Raw genomic sequence first — 16,339 nt, forward strand, 5'->3', positions numbered from 1 at the left:
GCACGCGCATGTCAGAGTTCCAGTTCCGGCACATTGGGCAGGCGCTCGACGAGCAGCACGTGCACCTGGCGCGCATCGGCGCGCAGCACCTCGAAGCGCAAATTGCCCAGGTCGAAGATGTCGCCCTTGTGCGCCATGCGGCCCAGGTACTTCGACACGAGGCCGCCGATGGTGTCGACGTCGTCGTCCACCAGGTGGCTGCCCACTTCTTCGTTGAACTGTTCGATCTCGGTCAGCGCCTTGACCCTCCAGCGGGGGCCGAACTGGCCTTCCTTGAGCGAGAGGATATTGTCCTCGGCTTCGTCGAAGTCGTATTCGTCCTCGATATCGCCGACGATCTGTTCCAGCACGTCTTCGATGGTGATCAGGCCGGCGACGCCGCTGTATTCATCGACGACGATGGCCATGTGATTGTGGTTGGCGCGGAAATCGCGCAGCAGCACATTCAGGCGTTTCGATTCGGGGATGAAGATGGCGGGGCGCAGCATGTCACGCACGTCGAAAGTTTCTTCTGCGTAATAACGCAGCAAGTCTTTCGCCAGCAGGATGCCGATGACCTTGTCGCGCTCGCCTTCGATCGCGGGGAAGCGCGAGTGGGCGGTGGACAGGACTTCCGGCATCCATTCCTCGATCGGCTTGCTGATGTCGATGACATCCATTTGCGAACGGGGAATCATGATGTCGCGCGCACAGAGATCCGACACCTGGAACACGCCTTCGATCATCGACAGGGCGTCGGCGTCGATCAGCTTGCGTTCATGCGCATCGTGTAGAACTTCGAGCAATTCTGCACGGTTCTCTGGCTCGGGGGAAATGAGTGCGGTCAGGCGTTCAAACAGTGACCGGTGGGGCTTGACGTCAGTTCTGACGCCACTAGGGTGCTCGGGCATAGGAGGCGTGAGCCGTTGTTGCGAAGGGATATAGGATACACCAAAAGTGGGGGAATACCGGATTTCCCCGCTTTTGATGCAAATTTAATACGTTGAAGTGCGCCGTTGCGCGATCTTTTACGCCGCTTCCGGGCCCAGCACGCGCGCGCGCAAGTGCGCCACGTCGGCCTGCCAGTCGGCAAAGTGTTCGCTGTCCTGCCACAGCTGGCGCAGTTCCGACGCTTCGGCCGTGATCTTGTCGAAGGCCAGGCGCGCCTTTTCCAGCAGCGGCGGCGTGACTTTCTTCTTGCAGGCGGCCACCCATTCGTCAACCTCGGCCGTGGCCGGGTCGTCCTCGCCCGGCTTGCCCAGCAGGCGTGCGATCACTTCCAGCGCGGCCAGCGCCTCGGCGGCGAACGGCGCTTCCAGTTCCGCTTCCGTGCTGTCGATGACGTTGTCGAGCGTCGTCTCGACCAGTTCCAGTGTTTTATATTCGTGCAAATCCTGCGCCCAATCCATGGCGTAGTCGTTGCCGAAGGCGTCAGTGGCCCAAGTGCCCATAGTATGTCCTTGTGTGCGCGCGTTGGCGCTATTTGTATGCAGGTCAGACGTAGGTCAGATTAGCGCAGCGTAATCTGACACTGTGCAGCTTGCATCATGGTGAAGCAAGCATGTGTCGGCTTACGCCCTGCGGGCTAACCCGACCTACCCGACCTACCGACCGCCCCAATCTGCGCGGTTTATTTTGGGTCCGCGTACGGATCGGCAATGCCGAGTTTGGCCAGGATCTCCGTCTCCAGCCCTTCCATTTCGCTAGCTTCCTCGTCATCCATGTGGTCGTAGCCCTGCGCATGCAGCACGCCGTGCACGATCAGATGGGCCGTGTGTTCTTCCACGCTCTTCTTTTGCTCGGCCGCTTCCTTTTCCAGCACGTCCGTGCACAGGATGATGTCGGCGCGCGTCGGCTCGTCGTCATTCAACTCTTCGCCTTCGTTGTAGGCGAAGGTCAGCACGTTGGTGGCGTAGTCCTTTTCGCGGTAGTCGCGGTTCAGGCTGCGGCCTTCTTCCGCGTCGACGAAGCGGATGGTGAATTCGGCCGGGGCGAACAGGGCCGCCTTGACCCAGCGGCGCACTTTCGGGCGCGTGATCAGGGTTTCCAGGCGGGCATCCGGGTATTGCACGGACAAGGACAGTTTATTTTTTTCGGACATTTTTGGCGGCGGCTGGTTTCAATAAGGAGGGCAGGTGGGCGGCGTCGGCATTGGCCGCCTGCGCCGTTTCATAGGCGTCGACGATGCGCGCGACAAGCGGATGGCGTACCACGTCGGTGCTGTTAAATTGCGTGAAGCCGATGCCGCGTACGTCTTTCAATACGTGCACGGCGTCGATCAGGCCGCTCGTCTGGCTCTTGTGCAGGTCGACTTGCGTCACGTCGCCCGTCACCACGGCCTTGCTGCCAAAGCCGATGCGCGTCAAAAACATCTTCATCTGTTCGACGGTGGTGTTTTGCGCCTCGTCGAGGATGACAAACGCGTGGTTCAGGGTGCGCCCGCGCATGTAAGCCAGCGGGGCGATCTCGATCACCTGTTTTTCAAACAGCTTCTGCGTGCGGTCAAAGCCCAGCAAATCGTACAGCGCGTCGTACAGGGGGCGCAGGTAGGGGTCGACCTTTTGCGCCAGGTCGCCCGGCAAAAAGCCCAGGCGCTCGCCCGCTTCGACGGCGGGGCGCGTCAGGATGATGCGCTTGACGGCGTCGCGTTCGAGCGCGTCGACGGCGCAGGCGACGGCCAGGTAGGTCTTGCCCGTGCCGGCTGGACCCACGCCGAAGCTGATGTCGTGTTCGAGTATGTCGCGCAGGTAGGCGATCTGGTGCGGCGTGCGTCCGCGCAGGTCGGAGCGCCGCGTTTTCAGCACGGGGCTGGCGATGTCCGGCTCGACGAAGGTGCTGATGGGCGCGTTGGCGTGGTGTTCGGAGGCGGCGGACAGGCCCGCGCGCTGTTCCACCAGGGCCAGTTGCACTTCTTCCAGCGGCACGACCTTGTTGGCGATGGCGTAGAACTGTTCGAGGATTTCCACGGCGCGCTCGGCGTTGCTGCCGCCGACGATGAATTTCTCGCCGCGGCGGAAGATCGTCACGTCGAGGGCGGCGGAAATCTGGCGCAGGTTTTCATCGAGCGGTCCGCACAGATGCGCCAGGCGCGTGTTGTCGAGCGGCTCGGGGATGAAGTAATGCGGCTGTATCGGGGCTTTGGTTTTCAACTGGCTCTTTTCAATGCGGGGGCGCTGGCGACGAGTTCGCCGCGCAGGGTGTAGGAATGGCTTTCGGTGATGCGCACGTCGACCAGCTGGCCGATCAATTGCAAACCGTCCGGGCCGGCGTCGAAATTGACCACGCGGTTGTTCTCGGTGCGGCCTTGCAGCTCGCTATCGTCTGTATCCTTTTTGGAGCGGCCTTCGACGACGATGGTTTGCACCGTGCCTACCATGGCCAGGCTGTATTTGCGCGTATTGGCATCGATGGCCGCCTGCAGCTGCTGCAGCCGGGCCAGCTTGATCTCGTGCGGCGTGTCATCTTCCAGGCTGGCGGCCGGCGTGCCGGGGCGCTTGCTGAAGATGAAGCTGTAGCTGTTGTCGAAGCCCACGTCCGCAATCAGCTTCATCATGGCGTCGAAATCGGCCTGGGTCTCGCCAGGAAAGCCCACGATGAAGTCGGACGAAATGGCCATGTTCGGGCGCACGGCGCGGATGCGGCGGATGATGGACTTGTATTCGAGGCCCGTGTAGCCGCGCTTCATGGCGCCGAGGATCTTGTCGGAACCGTGCTGCGCCGGCAGGTACAGATGGTCGACCAGCTGCGGGATCTTCGCGTAGGCGTCGATCAGGCGCTGCGTGAATTCCTTCGGGTGGCTGGTGACGAAGCGCATGCGTTCGATGCCGGGAATGTCGGCCACGTATTCGAGCAGCAGGGCGAAGTCGGCGATCTCGCCGCCTTCCATCGCGCCCCGGTAGGCATTCACGTTTTGCCCCAGCAGGGTGATTTCCTTGACGCCCTGGGCGGCCAGGCCCGCCACCTCCGTCAGCACGTCCTCGAAGCGGCGCGACACTTCCTCGCCGCGCGTGTAGGGCACGACGCAGTAGCTGCAATATTTGCTGCAGCCTTCCATGATGGAGACGAACGCCGAAGCGCCTTCCACCTTGGCCGGCGGCATGTGGTCGAACTTTTCGATTTCCGGGAAGCTGATGTCCACTTGCGCATCGCCGCTGGCGCGGCGCAGTTCGATCATCTGCGGCAGGCGGTGCAGGGTTTGCGGGCCGAACACCATGTCGACATACGGCGCGCGCTTGACGATGGCGTCGCCTTCCTGCGAGGCCACGCAGCCGCCCACGCCGATCAGGAGGTGCGGCTTGGCCAGTTTCAGCTCGCGCAGACGGCCCAGGTCGGAAAACACTTTTTCCTGCGCCTTTTCGCGCACGGAGCAGGTGTTGAGCAGGATGACGTCGGCGTCTTCCGGCGTGTCGGTGCGCACCAGGCCATCGGAGGCGCCCAGCACGTCGGCCATCTTGTCCGAGTCATACTCGTTCATCTGGCAGCCGAAGGTTTTAATGAATACTTTTTTCTGCATGGAGTCGGGCGCTTATCGGTAAATGTGGCGGCAAACAAGATGGGTGGGCAGGATGCTGCGGCGCAGGGGGCCGCTCAGGGTTGGGCGCGGTGGATGACCGGCCGGGCGCCTCTGGCTGCCCGGTGGCAGGCTCGCTGCAAGTTCAGGCCATAGTTTAGCGTAAATCGCCGGCACGGGCCATGTCGTGCTGATCTTGCCGGCAAGGTTGCGATGTGAACAAGGCGCCCGGAACGGCGATGCTGAAAAGCATTTATTGCTGTACGGCACCATTGATTTGTAACAAGTTGCTGCAAAGCCTTGTGTGCGCCCGCTGGCATCCTAATGTGTTGAAATAGCATCGTTGCCAAGCCAACCAGCAGATTGATTGATATTTAACAATCAGGAAGTTTGCGCGAGGCGCAGATGCTGCGTGTTTGGACTAGTATATTGTCTTATATGCAATTCATTTTGGTGGGTTGCAGTGCTTTTACTCACGCGGCAAGTTGCGTACGTTGGCCGGGCGTGGCTGTGCGAGTCCTGTGCGGGCAGTGCGATAAGGAAAAAGGCGGGGGAAGGCTGAATCAGTTGGAAGGACGTTTATTTAAACACTCTAAGCCAGCCTTAAGTTCATATCGGCATTATTTTCTACATTCACCAGACGAGGAAAAATCATGGCACATCATGCATTAGCATCGCAAGAGAGTTACAACCCGAACCACCTGCTGGATATTCTGCTGAGCAAGATGCAGCTGAAGAATGATGCAGCCCTGTCGCGCCTGCTTGAAGTGGCGCCACCGGTCATCAGCAAGATCCGCCACCACCGCTTGCCGGTCGGCGCCTCGCTGCTGATCCGCATGCACGAAGTGACGGGCATGAGCATCCGCGACCTGCGCGACTTGATGGGCGATCGCCGCACCAAGTATCGTCTGTCCGACGCCCAGGGCCGTCCAAAAGCGGAAGACCGCGGCGATGCGCAAGAATCGAATTACGCGCACTGATGTGGCGGTTGCGCGCTGACTGTGCCGCTTGCGTAGCTGCTGGCGGCAACAGGCTGGCGTGGACCGGGCAGCATGGACCGGGTAACATGGATGTATCGCAGTACCCATAACGGCTTTCGCTTCGCAGCGAGAGCCGTTTGCGTTTGCGGCCTCGTGAGGATATTGATCAGCTCAGCAGTGCCGAGGTGATTTCGTCGTAGCGCAGTTCCGTTTCGCGGAACAGCTGCAGATACGCGTCTTCGCCCAGGCCCAGCGCATCCCAGGCCACCGGCGAGACGCGCGGCACCATGTCGTCGCCTGCCTGCGCCAGGTCGAGCGCGCAGACAATCGCATGGGCCACGTGGATCAGCGACGCGAGAAAGCCTGCCCCCGGCGCTTCCGGCTGCAGGTAGTTGCCCAGCGCCAGGCGCATGGTGTCGGAAAAATTCCAGTGTTCGGCCAGGGCCACGGCCGCCTGCACGTGGTCCACGCCCAGCACGGCCTGCTCCGCTTCGAGCAGGCTGCAATCGTGCGCGGCCTGGTGTGCGATGACTTGCGCGTAGTGCGCGGGAAAGCTGCTGACCAGCACCAGCCGTCCGATGTTGTGCAGCAAGCCAGCCGTGAATGCGTAATCCTGGTTGAAACGGATCTGCCGCGCCAGCACCTTGGCGCAGGCGGCCGTCGCCACCGAATGGCGCCAGAAGGCCTTGTCGTCGAAACCGGGGCAGCGGCCTTCCGGGAAGCAGCCCGTGATGGCGGCCGAGGTGATCAGGCTGCGCGTGGTCTGGAAGCCCAGGTAAGTGATCGCCTGCTGGATGGTGGTGGCCTTCACTTGCAGGCCATAGTGCGATGAGTTGGCCAGGCGCAGGGTTTTTGCCGTCAGCGCCTGGTCATACGACACTTTTTTGGCCAGCACGGAAATATCGACGTCTTCCTGGTCTATGCTGTTGAGCAGTTCCATGACGACGGCGGGCAGCGAAGGCAGGTCATCGAGGTGGGCGACGATATCGTCGAGCGTCAGCTGGGTGCTCATGCGGCCTCTCCCGTGCCCAGGCGGTAAGCCGTGACATAGTTGCGCAGCAAGGTGGTGGCCGCATCGAGGGGATCGTCCGGGTCATGCTTGCGGAACAGGTAGGCCAGCCGTTCGCTGTCGGCCGCCTGCTGCGCGGCGACTTCTTCCGGCGACGGGGGCGGCGCCTGGATCGGCAGCATGTCGATGTTGTGGCGAGGCATCAGAGCCAGCATGTTTTCCGTCAATACCGCACCTTGCGGCAACAGCACTTGTCCATGCGCATCGAGCAAGACATCCGACAAGATCATGCCGGGACGAACTTGTTCCAGGGGTAGATGTTGATGCGTGACCGCCATGACGACTCCTTAGATGATTGCGGGATATTACCATTGCCATGACGCAATGTCTCAACCTGCATCAAAGTCTCTATCGAAACTGGGAATGCTGTAAATCTTGCCAATAAGCATGTCATACCGTACATTTGAATCAGGCCCTTGCATTGCTGACGTATCTGCGCCCGCGCCGCGGGCTGGCGGCTGGCCTGGCCCGGGGAGTGTTGATTGATGGTGAGTATCCAAGTCCGGCTGACCCTGCTTTTTGTCGTGATCGTCACCTTGGTGCTGGGCATTTCCGGCAGCTATACCCAATATACCTTGAGCAAGGAACTCGAATCGGGCAGCGCGCGCCTGCGCAGCGGCGTGCTCACGCGCTTGCAGACCAGCTTGCCGTCCGCCCTGTGGGACCTCGACAAATCCAAGGTCGACAGCATCGTGGCGGCCGAAATGCTGCCGCCGGAACTGGTCGGCATCCGCGTCTATGACGCCTCGGTCGGTTTGTTCGCCGGCGAAGTGCGCGACGCGGCCGGCACGCTAGTGCCGCTTGAGGCGGACGTGGCCATGGGCGGCACGCCCGTCGAGGCGCCGCTGGTGTTCCGCGACGCCGTGGCGGCGGCCTCGGGCGGCAAGCCGGTGATCGTCGGCAAGGTCATCGTCAATTTCAGCCGCGCGCAGATCGATGCGGCCTTGCGCAGCGAAGTGCGGCGCAAGGTACTGGAAGTGTTGCTGCTTGACATCATCCTCGTGGGCGCCCTGGCGCTGAGCCTGCGCATCGTCTTCGACCCCCTGAAGCAGTTGCGCGACGGCTTGTTCGACCTGGCCACGCGCGGCAGCGACGAGGTCGAAGAGCTGCCGGAAAGCCGGCGCGACGAACTGGGCGACGTGATCCGCGGCTTCAATGCCGTGCAGCGCAAGCTCAAGTCCATCATCGAAGGCAGCCGCGAGGCGGAAGACATGGCGCGCCGTTCGCAGCAGGCAACGGCGCAGGCCATGGACGAGCTACGCCGCGCGCAGGAATCGTTGCTGCAGTCGGAACGCCTGGCCTCGCTGGGCAGCCTGGTGGCCGGCGTGGCGCATGAAATCAACACCCCGGTCGGCATCGCGCTGACCAGCGCTTCGGTACTGAAGGAAGCCACCGATGACATCAGCGCGGCGGTGGCTGGCGGCAACGTGAAGAAGACCGACATCGTGCGCTACCTGGAAACGGCCGGCGAAAGCGCGCGGCTGATCATGAACAATGCCTACCGGGCCGCGCATCTGATCCACAGCTTCAAGCAGATCGCCGTCGACCAGGTCAGCGAGGCGCGCCGTTTGTTCGAATTGCGCGACTATATCGGCGAAGTGATCTCGAGCCTGCAGCCGACCCTGAAAAAGACGCGCATCAGCATCGATATCGATTGCCCGCCTGACATCATGCTCGACAGCTATCCGGGTGCGCTGGCGCAGGTGCTGACCAACCTGGTCTTGAACTGCGTCGAGCACGCCTTCGATGCGGACACGGCGGGCAATATCCATATCGGCGTGCGCCGCGACGGCGACGCGATCGCCATGCAGGTGCGCGACAACGGCCGCGGCATCGCGCCCGACATGCTCGACCGCGTGTTCGATCCGTTTGTCACCACGCGGCGCGGGCAGGGCGGCACGGGGCTGGGCTTGAATATCGTGTTCAACTTGATTGCCAAGCAGTTTGGCGGCACCATCACGGTCAGCAGCACCTTGGGGCAGGGCGCGACGTTCCTGCTGCGCCTGCCCACGGTGACGCCGTTGCCGGAAAGCACCAGCAGCCAGGCATAGTCAAGGAGAAGACATGGCACAGATAGAAAACAGTCAGCAAGTGGCGCTTTTGCGCGGGATCAATGTGGGTCGCGCCAAGCGCGTGGCCATGGCCGACCTGCGCAAGCTGCTGGGCGACCTCGGTTTTGCGCAGGTGCGTACGGTACTCAACAGCGGCAACGTCGTGTATGACGGGGGGGCGGTGGCGCCGGCCGAGGCCGCTGCCCGCATCGAGGAAGCGCTGGTGCTGAAACTGGGCGTGGCGGCCAGGGTGACGGTGCTGTCGGCCAGCCAGTTTGCCGAACTGGTCGAACAAAACACCCTGGCGCCGGCGACCGATGCGGCACGCCTGCTGACCTTGGTGCTGAACAATCCGGCCGACGTGCAGCGCCTGACGCCGCTCTTGCAGCAGTCGTGGCAGCCCGAAGCGCTGGCGCTGGGCCGCTGGGCCGCGTATGCCTGGTGTCCCGATGGCGTGCTGGCCAGCAAGGTGGTGGCGGCGCTCGGTGTGCTGCTGGGCGACGGCGTCACCTCGCGCAACTGGGCCACCATGCAAAAATTATATGCGCTGCTGAACGGAGCGGATGCGGCAGCCATATCCTCATTTACCAAGGAGCACTGATGCCTTCCATTTCAGGGACATTCGACGTCATCATCCGTCCGGAAGCCTTGTCTGACACGGCCGCGCAGTCGGGGCTGGGACGCTTGTCGCTAGCCAAGCGCTACCACGGCGCCCTCGACGCCAGCGCGCAGGGCGAGATGCTCAGCGCGCGTGCCAGCGTGACCGGTTCGGCAGGCTATGTGGCGCTGGAATGGGTGGAAGGCACTTTGGACGGGCGCCACGGCAGTTCTTATTTGCAGCACAGCGGCAGCATGACGCGCGGCGCGCCCGCCTTGTCCGTGACGGTGGTGCCCGATACGGGTACGGGCCAGTTGCAAGGACTCACCGGCAGCCTGGCCATCCGCATCGAGGAGGGCAAGCATTATTATGATTTTACATATGACATTGTTGAGACGCCATGAACTGGGATATCGTCAAGGGCGTCTTGATCGTGCTCGTCGCCATCAGCGCGGTGGTGACGGCCTTCGTGCTCATGTCCGCCTCGGGCCCGGACAAGGCGGGCTGCATCGCGCGCGCCCTGAAGTCGGGCATTCCGGTGGGGAATATCGAACGGGTCTGCCGCCTGCTCGATAAATGAGGACGCCATCAAAAAACATTCCGCACCAGGCGGAATGTTTTGCAGCAGCGCACTTGCCAGCGCAGGCGCCGTCAGTTGTCGAATTTTTCCTGTTTTTCGCCGTGCAGGCTCAAGGCCACCAGGCCCAATCCCACCAGCAGCATCGAGTACATGCTCGCTTCCGGCACGGCGGCCGGTACGCTGGTTTGCTGTGCGGTCGCGGCCGTCGTGGGCCTGGGCGGCGCCAGGGCCGCATGGCGCGCGCCACTGCTGCTCCAGTGCGGTGCCGCCGTCGCGGTGCTGCTGGCCAGCAGGCGTGCATACGGCAAGTCCGGCGTTTCCCAGCCAGGATTGTTATTCAAGCTGATGCTTTCATCGATCGTCACGCGTTCGCCGGCTTCCTGCTTGCCGGCCGTCGTGTCGCTGACTGCCGCCATGCTCCCCGTGCTGGCCGACAGCGCCAGCAAGGCCACGCATAACGGCTGATAGATTCTCATCGTGCTCTCCCTGTTGTTCACCGCGCGGCGCAGCCGAAACCGGCTAGCGCATGGACGGACAATTCGCCTGTACGGGGGCGTATCATGATTTTTCTGCTGTTCTCCCATTACAGCATAGATCGTGACATTTTTGATACGTTTATTTCCTCTTTATTACGAATATTTGTCATTTTGATAGCGTAAACATGATCGCTGCCGCACACTTTGCATAAGCACGCTATCGCCGAAAAACACTGTTGTTTTTTTGTGCGAATCGCCAGCAGGAAAACAATATATTGATTAGTATATTGTTTATCGCACGCTATTCAATATGACCGCCTGTGGGAGGGCACGATGGAGACAGTTGCAACACAACACGCCGAATACAACCTCGACGCCATGCGGGGTTCGGCCTACAAGGCCAGCTCGCTGCTCAAGGCCATGGGCAATGCCGACCGTTTGATGCTGCTGTGCCAGCTATCGCAGGGCGAGCATTGCGTCAGCGACCTCGAGCAAAAAGTGGGCATCGGCCAGCCGACCCTGTCGCAGCAGCTGGGCGTGCTGCGCGAAGAGATGTTGGTGGCCACGCGGCGCGACGGCAAGCAGATCTATTACCGCGTCGCCAGCGCGCCCGTGCTGGCCGTGCTGCAAGTACTGTACGCGCAATTTTGCGCGCCGCGCCCCACGTTCAACGACGAAGCCGACTGATCCTGCCATGACTATCGACTGGCCGCACTTCACGCCATGGGCCGCGCTGGCCGGCGGCATGCTGATCGGCCTGGCGGCGGCACTATTGATCTTGTTCAATGGCCGCATCGCCGGCATCAGCGGCATCCTTGGCGGCTTGCTGCGCCCGCGCAGTGGCGACCTGGGCTGGCGCATCGCCTTTCTCGCCGGCCTGATCGGCACGCCCCTGCTGTGGCAGTTGTGGCAAGCCTTGCCGCCCGTGCAGGTCGACGCCGGTACGCCTGCCCTGATCGTGGCGGGCTTGCTGGTGGGCGTGGGCGTGCGCTATGGCGCCGGCTGCACCAGCGGCCACGGCGTGTGCGGCCTGTCGCGTCTGTCACCGCGTTCGCTGGCGGCCACGTGTGCCTTCATGGCGGCCGGTTTCCTCACCGTGTATCTGTTGCGCCATCTGTGAGCAAGCTTATGAGCAAGCTCATCCTTTCCCTGTTGAGCGGCCTCGTCTTTGGACTGGGCCTGATCGTCTCCGGCATGGCCAACCCGGCCAAGGTGCTCGGTTTCCTCGACCTGGCCGGCGCCTGGGACCCATCGCTGGCGCTGGTGATGGGCGGCGCCATCGGCGTGGCCCTTCCTGCCTTCTGGCTGGCGCGCCGGCGCAGCAATTCGCTGCTGGGTGAGCCCATGCAATTGCCCGCGTCGCGCCGCATCGACCGGCGCTTGCTGCTGGGCAGCCTGGCCTTTGGCGCGGGCTGGGGCATCGCCGGTTTCTGTCCCGGTCCCGCCCTCGTGTCGTTGCTGGCGGGCCAGCCGAAGGCCTGGCTGTTTACCGGCGCCATGCTGGCCGGCATGCTGCTCTTTGAAGTGCTGGAGCGCCGCAAGGCACCTGCGCCGGCCTGAGACGGTACAATCTGGCGCATCGCCACTCTGGATACTGCTTACATGAAGACCGTGATTTTCCGCGCCGGCGCGCGCGCCGCCCTGCTGTGCAGCATGCTGGCGCTGTCCGCCTGCGGCGGCTTGCTGAAGAAGGAAGCCCCGCCCCCTCCCGCGCCCGTGGCCGACACCTTGCCCAATCCGCAAGTGCTGCTGCTCGGCGAAGTGCATGACAATGCGCAAGGCCACCGCCTGAGGGTCGCGGAATTGCAGCGCCGCCTGGCGGCCGGCTGGCGTCCCGTGATCGTCATGGAGCAGTTCGACCGCGAAAACCAGGCCTTGCTGACGCGCGCCGCGCGCGATTGCGCCGACCCCGATTGCATCATCCGCGTGATGGAACAGCCGCGCTGGGACTGGAGCTTGTACCGGCCCGTGCTGGACCTGGTCATCAGCTACCAGCTGACCCTGGTCGCCGGCAACCTGTCGCCGGCCGATGCCTCGCGCATCGTGCGCGACGGTATCCAGTGGTCCATGCCGCCCGCGATGGTCGCCACGTACCTGGCCGCGCCCGTGCCGGCCGATATTCTGGAAGGGCAAAAGAAGGAAGCCCAGGCGGCCCGCTGCAATATGCTGCCCGACATGATGATCAACGGTGTCGTCAACGCCCAGGTGGCGCGCGATATCTGGATGGCCAAGCTGATCCGCGACCAGGCGCCGCGCGACGTGGTGCTGATCGCCGGCAATGTGCATGTGCGCAAGGATATCGGCGTGCCCCGCTGGCTGAAACTGGCCGACCCGCAACTGAACCTGCGCAGCATCGGCTACCTGGAACAGGGCGTCGCCGGTTACCAGGGTACGTTCGACCTGACGCAAACGATGCCGGCCCAGCCGCGCGCGGACCTGTGCGCGAAGTTTAACAAGTAACTACTGCTGCACCCGCACCAGGGCGCTGACCCGGCTGGCCGTGTCGAGCAGTTTCGGCAGGCTGTGTTCCAGCAGGTGTGCCACGGACGGCCCCGCCGTCTGGCCGCTGACGTTGATCGCCGCCACCACCTTGCCCGCCCGGTCGAACACGGGCGCGGCCAGGGCGATCAAGCCCTGTTCCAGCTCTTCCTGCACCAGGCACCAGCCCTGGCGCCGCACTTGCGCAATCTCTTCCATCAGGACCTCGATATCGACCTTGGTGGCCGGCGTGATCTTCAGCAGCGCCATCTTCGACAGCCGTTCGCGCAGCACGTCGGGCGCCAGGCCCGACAGCAACACTCTGCCCATCGAGGTGCAGTAGGCGGGCAGGCGGCTGCCGATGCCCAGGTTGATCGACATGGTGCGGTGCGCGGACAGGCGCACGACATACACGATGTCGTCGCCGTCGAGCACGGTGGCCGAGCACGACTGGCGCAAGGTCTGCATCAATTCTTCCAGCAGCGGCTGTGCCTGCGTCCACACGGGCAAGGATGACAGATAGGCGTAACCGAGGTCGAGCACCTTGGGCGTCAAACGGAACAGCCGTCCATCCGCTTCCACATAACCGAGATGCAGCAAGGTGTGCAGGATGCGCCGCGCGCCCGCGCGCGTCAGCTGCGCCCGTTCCGCCACTTCGCTCAAGGTCTGTTGCGGCGCCTCCGCGCCAAAGCTGCGCAGCACGGCCAGGCCCCGCGCGAACGATTGCACATAGCTGTCGCCGGGACGCGGCGCGCCGTCGGCATCGACGGTTTCTTCGGTGGAAAGGGAGGTGCGGCTGCGTGCGGTCATGGCAATTCCAATGGGGCAAGGTGGCAATTATAGCCATGGCGCTGGCGAAAACGGCAAATTGACAAGCGCCCCGATCAGGCATATTCTCACGAATAAGTTCTAAATGCGAATATTTGTTCGATATACGAACAAATGACTAATGAGTTTGATTGGGAGGAGACCGCAATGATCGACAAACTGCGTTCCAGCGTGATTGATGCGCTGGCCGATATCCACGATGGCGCCACCGTCATGATTGGCGGCTTCGGCGGCGCGGGCCAGCCGGCCGAGCTGATCGACGGCCTGATCGCCCAGGGCGCGCGCGACCTCGTCATCGTCAACAACAACGCGGGCAATGGCGACACGGGCCTGGCCGCCCTGCTGAAAAACGGGCAGGTGCGCAAGATCATCTGCTCGTTCCCGCGTCAGGCCGATTCCCACGTCTTCGACGCCCTGTACCACGCGGGCAAGCTGGAACTGGAATTGGTGCCGCAGGGCAACCTGGCCGAGCGCATCCGCGCCGCCGGCGCCGGCATCGGCGGCTTTTTTACGCCCACCGGTTATGGCACGGACTTGGCCAAGGGCAAGGAAACGCGCGAGATCGACGGGCGCATGTATGTGTTCGAGTCGCCCATCCACGCCGATTTCGCCCTGATCAAGGCGGAGCAGGGCGACCGCTGGGGCAACCTGACCTACCGCAAGACGGCGCGCAACTTCGGTCCCATCATGGCCATGGCCGCCAAGGTCAGCATTGCTTCCGTGCACGAGGTGCTTGACTTGGGCAGCATCGACCCCGAACACGTCATCACGCCGGGCCTGTTCGTGCAGCGCATCGTGCAAGTGCCGCGCACGGCCACCGGCCCCGCCGGCTTCAAAGCAGCCTGAGGAAAATCAACATGAATAAATGGAATCGAGATCAAATGGCAGCCCGCGTGGCGGCCGACATCCATGAAGGCGCCGTCGTGAACCTGGGCATCGGCTTGCCGACCTTGGTGGCGAACCACTTGCCGGCCGGCGCGGAGATCATCCTGCACAGCGAAAACGGCGTGATCGGCATGGGCCCCGCGCCCGCGCCGGGCGAGGAAGACTACGACCTGATCAACGCGGGCAAGCAGCCCGTCACCTTGCTGGCGGGCGGCAGCTATTTTCACCATGCCGACAGCTTTGCCATGATGCGCGGCGGCCACCTGGACATCTGCGTGCTGGGCGCGTTTCAAGTGTCCGCCACGGGCGACCTGGCCAACTGGCACACGGGCGCGCCCGACGCCATCCCCGCCGTGGGCGGGGCCATGGACCTGGCCATCGGCGCGAAAAAAACCTGGGTCATGATGGAATTGCTGACCAAGGGCGGTGAAAGCAAGCTGGTGCAGGCCTGCAGCTATCCGCTGACGGGCATCGGGTGCGTGAGCCGCATCTACAGCGACTTGGCCGTGTTCGACCTGGGGCCGGCTGGCGCCACGGTCGTCGAACTGGTCGATGGCTTGAATTTTGAACAGTTGCAGGCGTTGACGCCGGTTTCACTGCTGGATGGACGTTAGCAGCCAGCAATGTCGGCTTACGTGCTTGCGCACTAACCCGACCTACATAAATATTTCTTGGAGGAAAAAAATATGACTGCAGCGTTTATCTGCGATGCCCAGCGCACCCCATTCGGCCGCTACGGCGGCGGCTTGTCCGGCGTGCGCGCCGACGACCTGGGCGCCGTGCCCATCCGCGCCTTGATGGCGCGCAACCCCAATGTGGACTGGACGGCCGTCACGGACGTGCTGTACGGCTGCGCCAACCAGGCGGGCGAGGACAACCGCAACGTGGCGCGTATGGCCGCCTTGCTGGCGGGATTGCCCGACAGCGTGCCGGGCGCCACCCTGAACCGCCTGTGCGGCTCGGGCCTGGACGCCATCGGCAGCGCTGCCCGTTTCATCAAGAGCGGCGAAGCGGGCTTGCTGGTCGCCGGCGGCGTGGAAAGCATGAGCCGCGCGCCGTTCGTCATGGGCAAGGCCGACAGCGCCTTTTCGCGCGGCATGAAAATGGAGGACACGACCATCGGCTGGCGCTTCATCAATCCGCTGATGAAGGCGCAGTACGGCGTCGATTCGATGCCGGAAACGGCGGAAAACGTGGCCAGCGACTTCGGCATCAGCCGCGCGGACCAGGATGCGTTTGCCCTGGCCAGCCAGGTCAAGGCCCTGGCGGCGCAGCAGGCTGGCGTGTTCGACAGCGAAATCTGCCCCGTCAGCATTGCACAGAAGAAGGGCGATCCCATCGTCGTCGCCCGCGACGAGCATCCGCGCGCCACCACGCTGGACACCCTGGCCAAACTGAAACCCGTCGTGCGCGCGGACGGCACGATTACGGCCGGCAACGCGTCCGGCGTCAACGACGGCGCGGCGGCGCTGCTGCTGGCCGATGAGGCGAACGCGGCCCGCTTTGGCCTGACGCCGCGCGCCCGTGTCGTGGCCATGGCCACGGCCGGCGTGGCGCCGCGCATCATGGGCATCGGCCCCGCACCTGCCACCCTGAAAGTGCTGGCCATGACGGGCTTGACCCTGACCGACTTCGACGTCATCGAACTCAACGAAGCGTTTGCCGCCCAGGGCCTGGCCGTGCTGCGCCAGCTGGGTGTGCGCGACGACGATCCGCGCGTCAACCCGAACGGCGGCGCCATCGCCCTCGGTCACCCGCTGGGCGCGTCCGGTGCGCGCCTGGCCATGACGGCCGTCAACCAGCTGCACCGCACGGGCGGGCGCTATGCACTCTGTACGATGTGCATCGGCGTGGGCCAGGGCATCGCGCTGGTGCTGGAACGGGTCTGACCGGCAGCGCCTGATG

Annotated in this window: 21 protein-coding genes; 12 read left to right on the forward strand and 9 right to left on the reverse strand. The window is 63.3% G+C overall.

Annotated elements, in window-relative coordinates; genetic code table 11:
• Positions 1-11: 11 nt before the first annotated feature.
• The 5 genes from AC1RBA_RS21835 to miaB form a co-directional block, all read right to left on the reverse strand.
• Positions 12-890, reverse strand: coding sequence for a CorC family transporter (locus AC1RBA_RS21835; RefSeq protein ID WP_034746750.1), 879 nt, complete (start codon positions 888-890; stop codon positions 12-14).
• A gap of 117 nt (positions 891-1,007) precedes the next feature.
• Positions 1,008-1,430 carry a DUF4259 domain-containing protein gene (locus AC1RBA_RS21840; RefSeq protein ID WP_492402343.1) on the reverse strand — a complete coding sequence of 141 codons (423 nt, stop codon included), beginning with the start codon at positions 1,428-1,430 and terminating at the stop codon, positions 1,008-1,010.
• 179 nt (positions 1,431-1,609) lie between these two features.
• Positions 1,610-2,080, reverse strand: a complete 471-nt coding sequence (ybeY, locus tag AC1RBA_RS21845) for an rRNA maturation RNase YbeY (RefSeq protein ID WP_230502140.1) — start codon at positions 2,078-2,080, stop codon at positions 1,610-1,612.
• Positions 2,064-3,128, reverse strand: a complete 1,065-nt coding sequence (locus AC1RBA_RS21850; protein WP_492419815.1) for a PhoH family protein — start codon at positions 3,126-3,128, stop codon at positions 2,064-2,066. The genes ybeY and AC1RBA_RS21850 overlap by 17 nt, the downstream gene beginning before the upstream one ends.
• Positions 3,125-4,492, reverse strand: a complete 1,368-nt coding sequence (gene miaB, locus AC1RBA_RS21855) for a tRNA (N6-isopentenyl adenosine(37)-C2)-methylthiotransferase MiaB (protein ID WP_121670432.1) — start codon at positions 4,490-4,492, stop codon at positions 3,125-3,127. Before miaB ends, AC1RBA_RS21850 begins: the two co-directional genes overlap by 4 nt.
• A 650-nt stretch (positions 4,493-5,142) precedes the next feature.
• Here miaB and AC1RBA_RS21860 point away from each other — a divergent pair.
• Positions 5,143-5,469: a hypothetical protein gene (locus AC1RBA_RS21860; RefSeq protein WP_034746769.1), complete on the forward strand. Its 327-nt coding sequence runs from the start codon at positions 5,143-5,145 to the stop codon at positions 5,467-5,469.
• Between the two features lie 166 nt (positions 5,470-5,635).
• Here AC1RBA_RS21860 and AC1RBA_RS21865 read toward each other — a convergent pair whose 3' ends face one another.
• Together AC1RBA_RS21865 and AC1RBA_RS21870 are read right to left on the reverse strand one after the other, a co-directional pair.
• The gene (locus AC1RBA_RS21865; protein WP_070221006.1) at positions 5,636-6,481 is read right to left on the reverse strand and encodes an HDOD domain-containing protein; all 846 of its coding nucleotides are present in this window, start codon (positions 6,479-6,481) and stop codon (positions 5,636-5,638) included.
• Positions 6,478-6,816: a hypothetical protein gene (locus AC1RBA_RS21870; protein WP_492419816.1), complete on the reverse strand. Its 339-nt coding sequence runs from the start codon at positions 6,814-6,816 to the stop codon at positions 6,478-6,480. Before AC1RBA_RS21870 ends, AC1RBA_RS21865 begins: the two co-directional genes overlap by 4 nt.
• Before the next feature lie 207 nt (positions 6,817-7,023).
• On the opposite strand from AC1RBA_RS21870, the gene AC1RBA_RS21875 reads away from it, so the two are divergent.
• Genes AC1RBA_RS21875 through AC1RBA_RS21890 form a run of 4 tightly spaced genes read left to right on the forward strand, consistent with a single transcriptional unit; the run spans position 7,024 to position 9,767 of the window.
• Positions 7,024-8,589, forward strand: a complete 1,566-nt coding sequence (locus AC1RBA_RS21875) for a sensor histidine kinase (protein WP_230502680.1) — start codon at positions 7,024-7,026, stop codon at positions 8,587-8,589.
• 13 nt (positions 8,590-8,602) lie between these two features.
• Entirely contained in the window at positions 8,603-9,190 is a 588-nt protein-coding gene (locus AC1RBA_RS21880; protein WP_070290442.1) for a DUF1697 domain-containing protein, read from the forward strand.
• Positions 9,190-9,591 carry a DUF3224 domain-containing protein gene (locus AC1RBA_RS21885; protein ID WP_492419817.1) on the forward strand — a complete coding sequence of 134 codons (402 nt, stop codon included), beginning with the start codon at positions 9,190-9,192 and terminating at the stop codon, positions 9,589-9,591. The genes AC1RBA_RS21880 and AC1RBA_RS21885 overlap by 1 nt, the downstream gene beginning before the upstream one ends.
• A complete protein-coding gene (locus tag AC1RBA_RS21890; protein ID WP_121670428.1) occupies positions 9,588-9,767 on the forward strand; it encodes a hypothetical protein in 180 nt (59 codons plus the stop codon). Before AC1RBA_RS21885 ends, AC1RBA_RS21890 begins: the two co-directional genes overlap by 4 nt.
• 71 nt (positions 9,768-9,838) lie before the next feature.
• Here AC1RBA_RS21890 and AC1RBA_RS21895 read toward each other — a convergent pair whose 3' ends face one another.
• The gene (locus AC1RBA_RS21895) at positions 9,839-10,243 is read right to left on the reverse strand and encodes a PEP-CTERM sorting domain-containing protein (RefSeq protein ID WP_409027864.1); all 405 of its coding nucleotides are present in this window, start codon (positions 10,241-10,243) and stop codon (positions 9,839-9,841) included.
• Between the two features lie 333 nt (positions 10,244-10,576).
• Here AC1RBA_RS21895 and AC1RBA_RS21900 point away from each other — a divergent pair, with 333 nt between their 5' ends.
• Genes AC1RBA_RS21900 through AC1RBA_RS21915 form a run of 4 tightly spaced genes read left to right on the forward strand, consistent with a single transcriptional unit; the run spans position 10,577 to position 12,703 of the window.
• Entirely contained in the window at positions 10,577-10,930 is a 354-nt protein-coding gene (locus AC1RBA_RS21900; protein WP_035822023.1) for an ArsR/SmtB family transcription factor, read from the forward strand.
• Between the two features lie 7 nt (positions 10,931-10,937).
• Positions 10,938-11,363, forward strand: a complete 426-nt coding sequence (locus AC1RBA_RS21905; protein WP_492419818.1) for a YeeE/YedE family protein — start codon at positions 10,938-10,940, stop codon at positions 11,361-11,363.
• A gap of 8 nt (positions 11,364-11,371) precedes the next feature.
• Positions 11,372-11,803: a DUF6691 family protein gene (locus AC1RBA_RS21910; RefSeq protein WP_492402348.1), complete on the forward strand. Its 432-nt coding sequence runs from the start codon at positions 11,372-11,374 to the stop codon at positions 11,801-11,803.
• Between the two features lie 42 nt (positions 11,804-11,845).
• Positions 11,846-12,703 (forward strand): ChaN family lipoprotein, encoded by an 858-nt coding sequence (locus AC1RBA_RS21915; protein ID WP_492419819.1) that lies wholly within the window; start codon positions 11,846-11,848, stop codon positions 12,701-12,703.
• Here the strand turns inward: AC1RBA_RS21915 and AC1RBA_RS21920 are convergent, their stop codons facing one another.
• Positions 12,704-13,531 carry an IclR family transcriptional regulator domain-containing protein gene (locus AC1RBA_RS21920; protein WP_492419820.1) on the reverse strand — a complete coding sequence of 276 codons (828 nt, stop codon included), beginning with the start codon at positions 13,529-13,531 and terminating at the stop codon, positions 12,704-12,706.
• Between the two features lie 165 nt (positions 13,532-13,696).
• Between AC1RBA_RS21920 and AC1RBA_RS21925 the strand changes: the two genes are divergently transcribed.
• From AC1RBA_RS21925 to pcaF, 3 genes are all read left to right on the forward strand, one after another.
• Positions 13,697-14,395, forward strand: a complete 699-nt coding sequence (locus AC1RBA_RS21925) for a 3-oxoacid CoA-transferase subunit A (RefSeq protein WP_121670423.1) — start codon at positions 13,697-13,699, stop codon at positions 14,393-14,395.
• A gap of 11 nt (positions 14,396-14,406) precedes the next feature.
• A complete protein-coding gene (locus AC1RBA_RS21930) occupies positions 14,407-15,048 on the forward strand; it encodes a 3-oxoacid CoA-transferase subunit B (RefSeq protein WP_492419821.1) in 642 nt (213 codons plus the stop codon).
• A 72-nt stretch (positions 15,049-15,120) separates the two neighbouring features.
• Entirely contained in the window at positions 15,121-16,323 is a 1,203-nt protein-coding gene (gene pcaF / locus AC1RBA_RS21935; protein WP_230502158.1) for a 3-oxoadipyl-CoA thiolase, read from the forward strand.
• The last annotated feature ends 16 nt before the right edge of the window (positions 16,324-16,339 follow it).

The sequence above is a fragment of the Janthinobacterium sp. GW823-FHT03B06 genome (genome assembly GCF_058796955.1).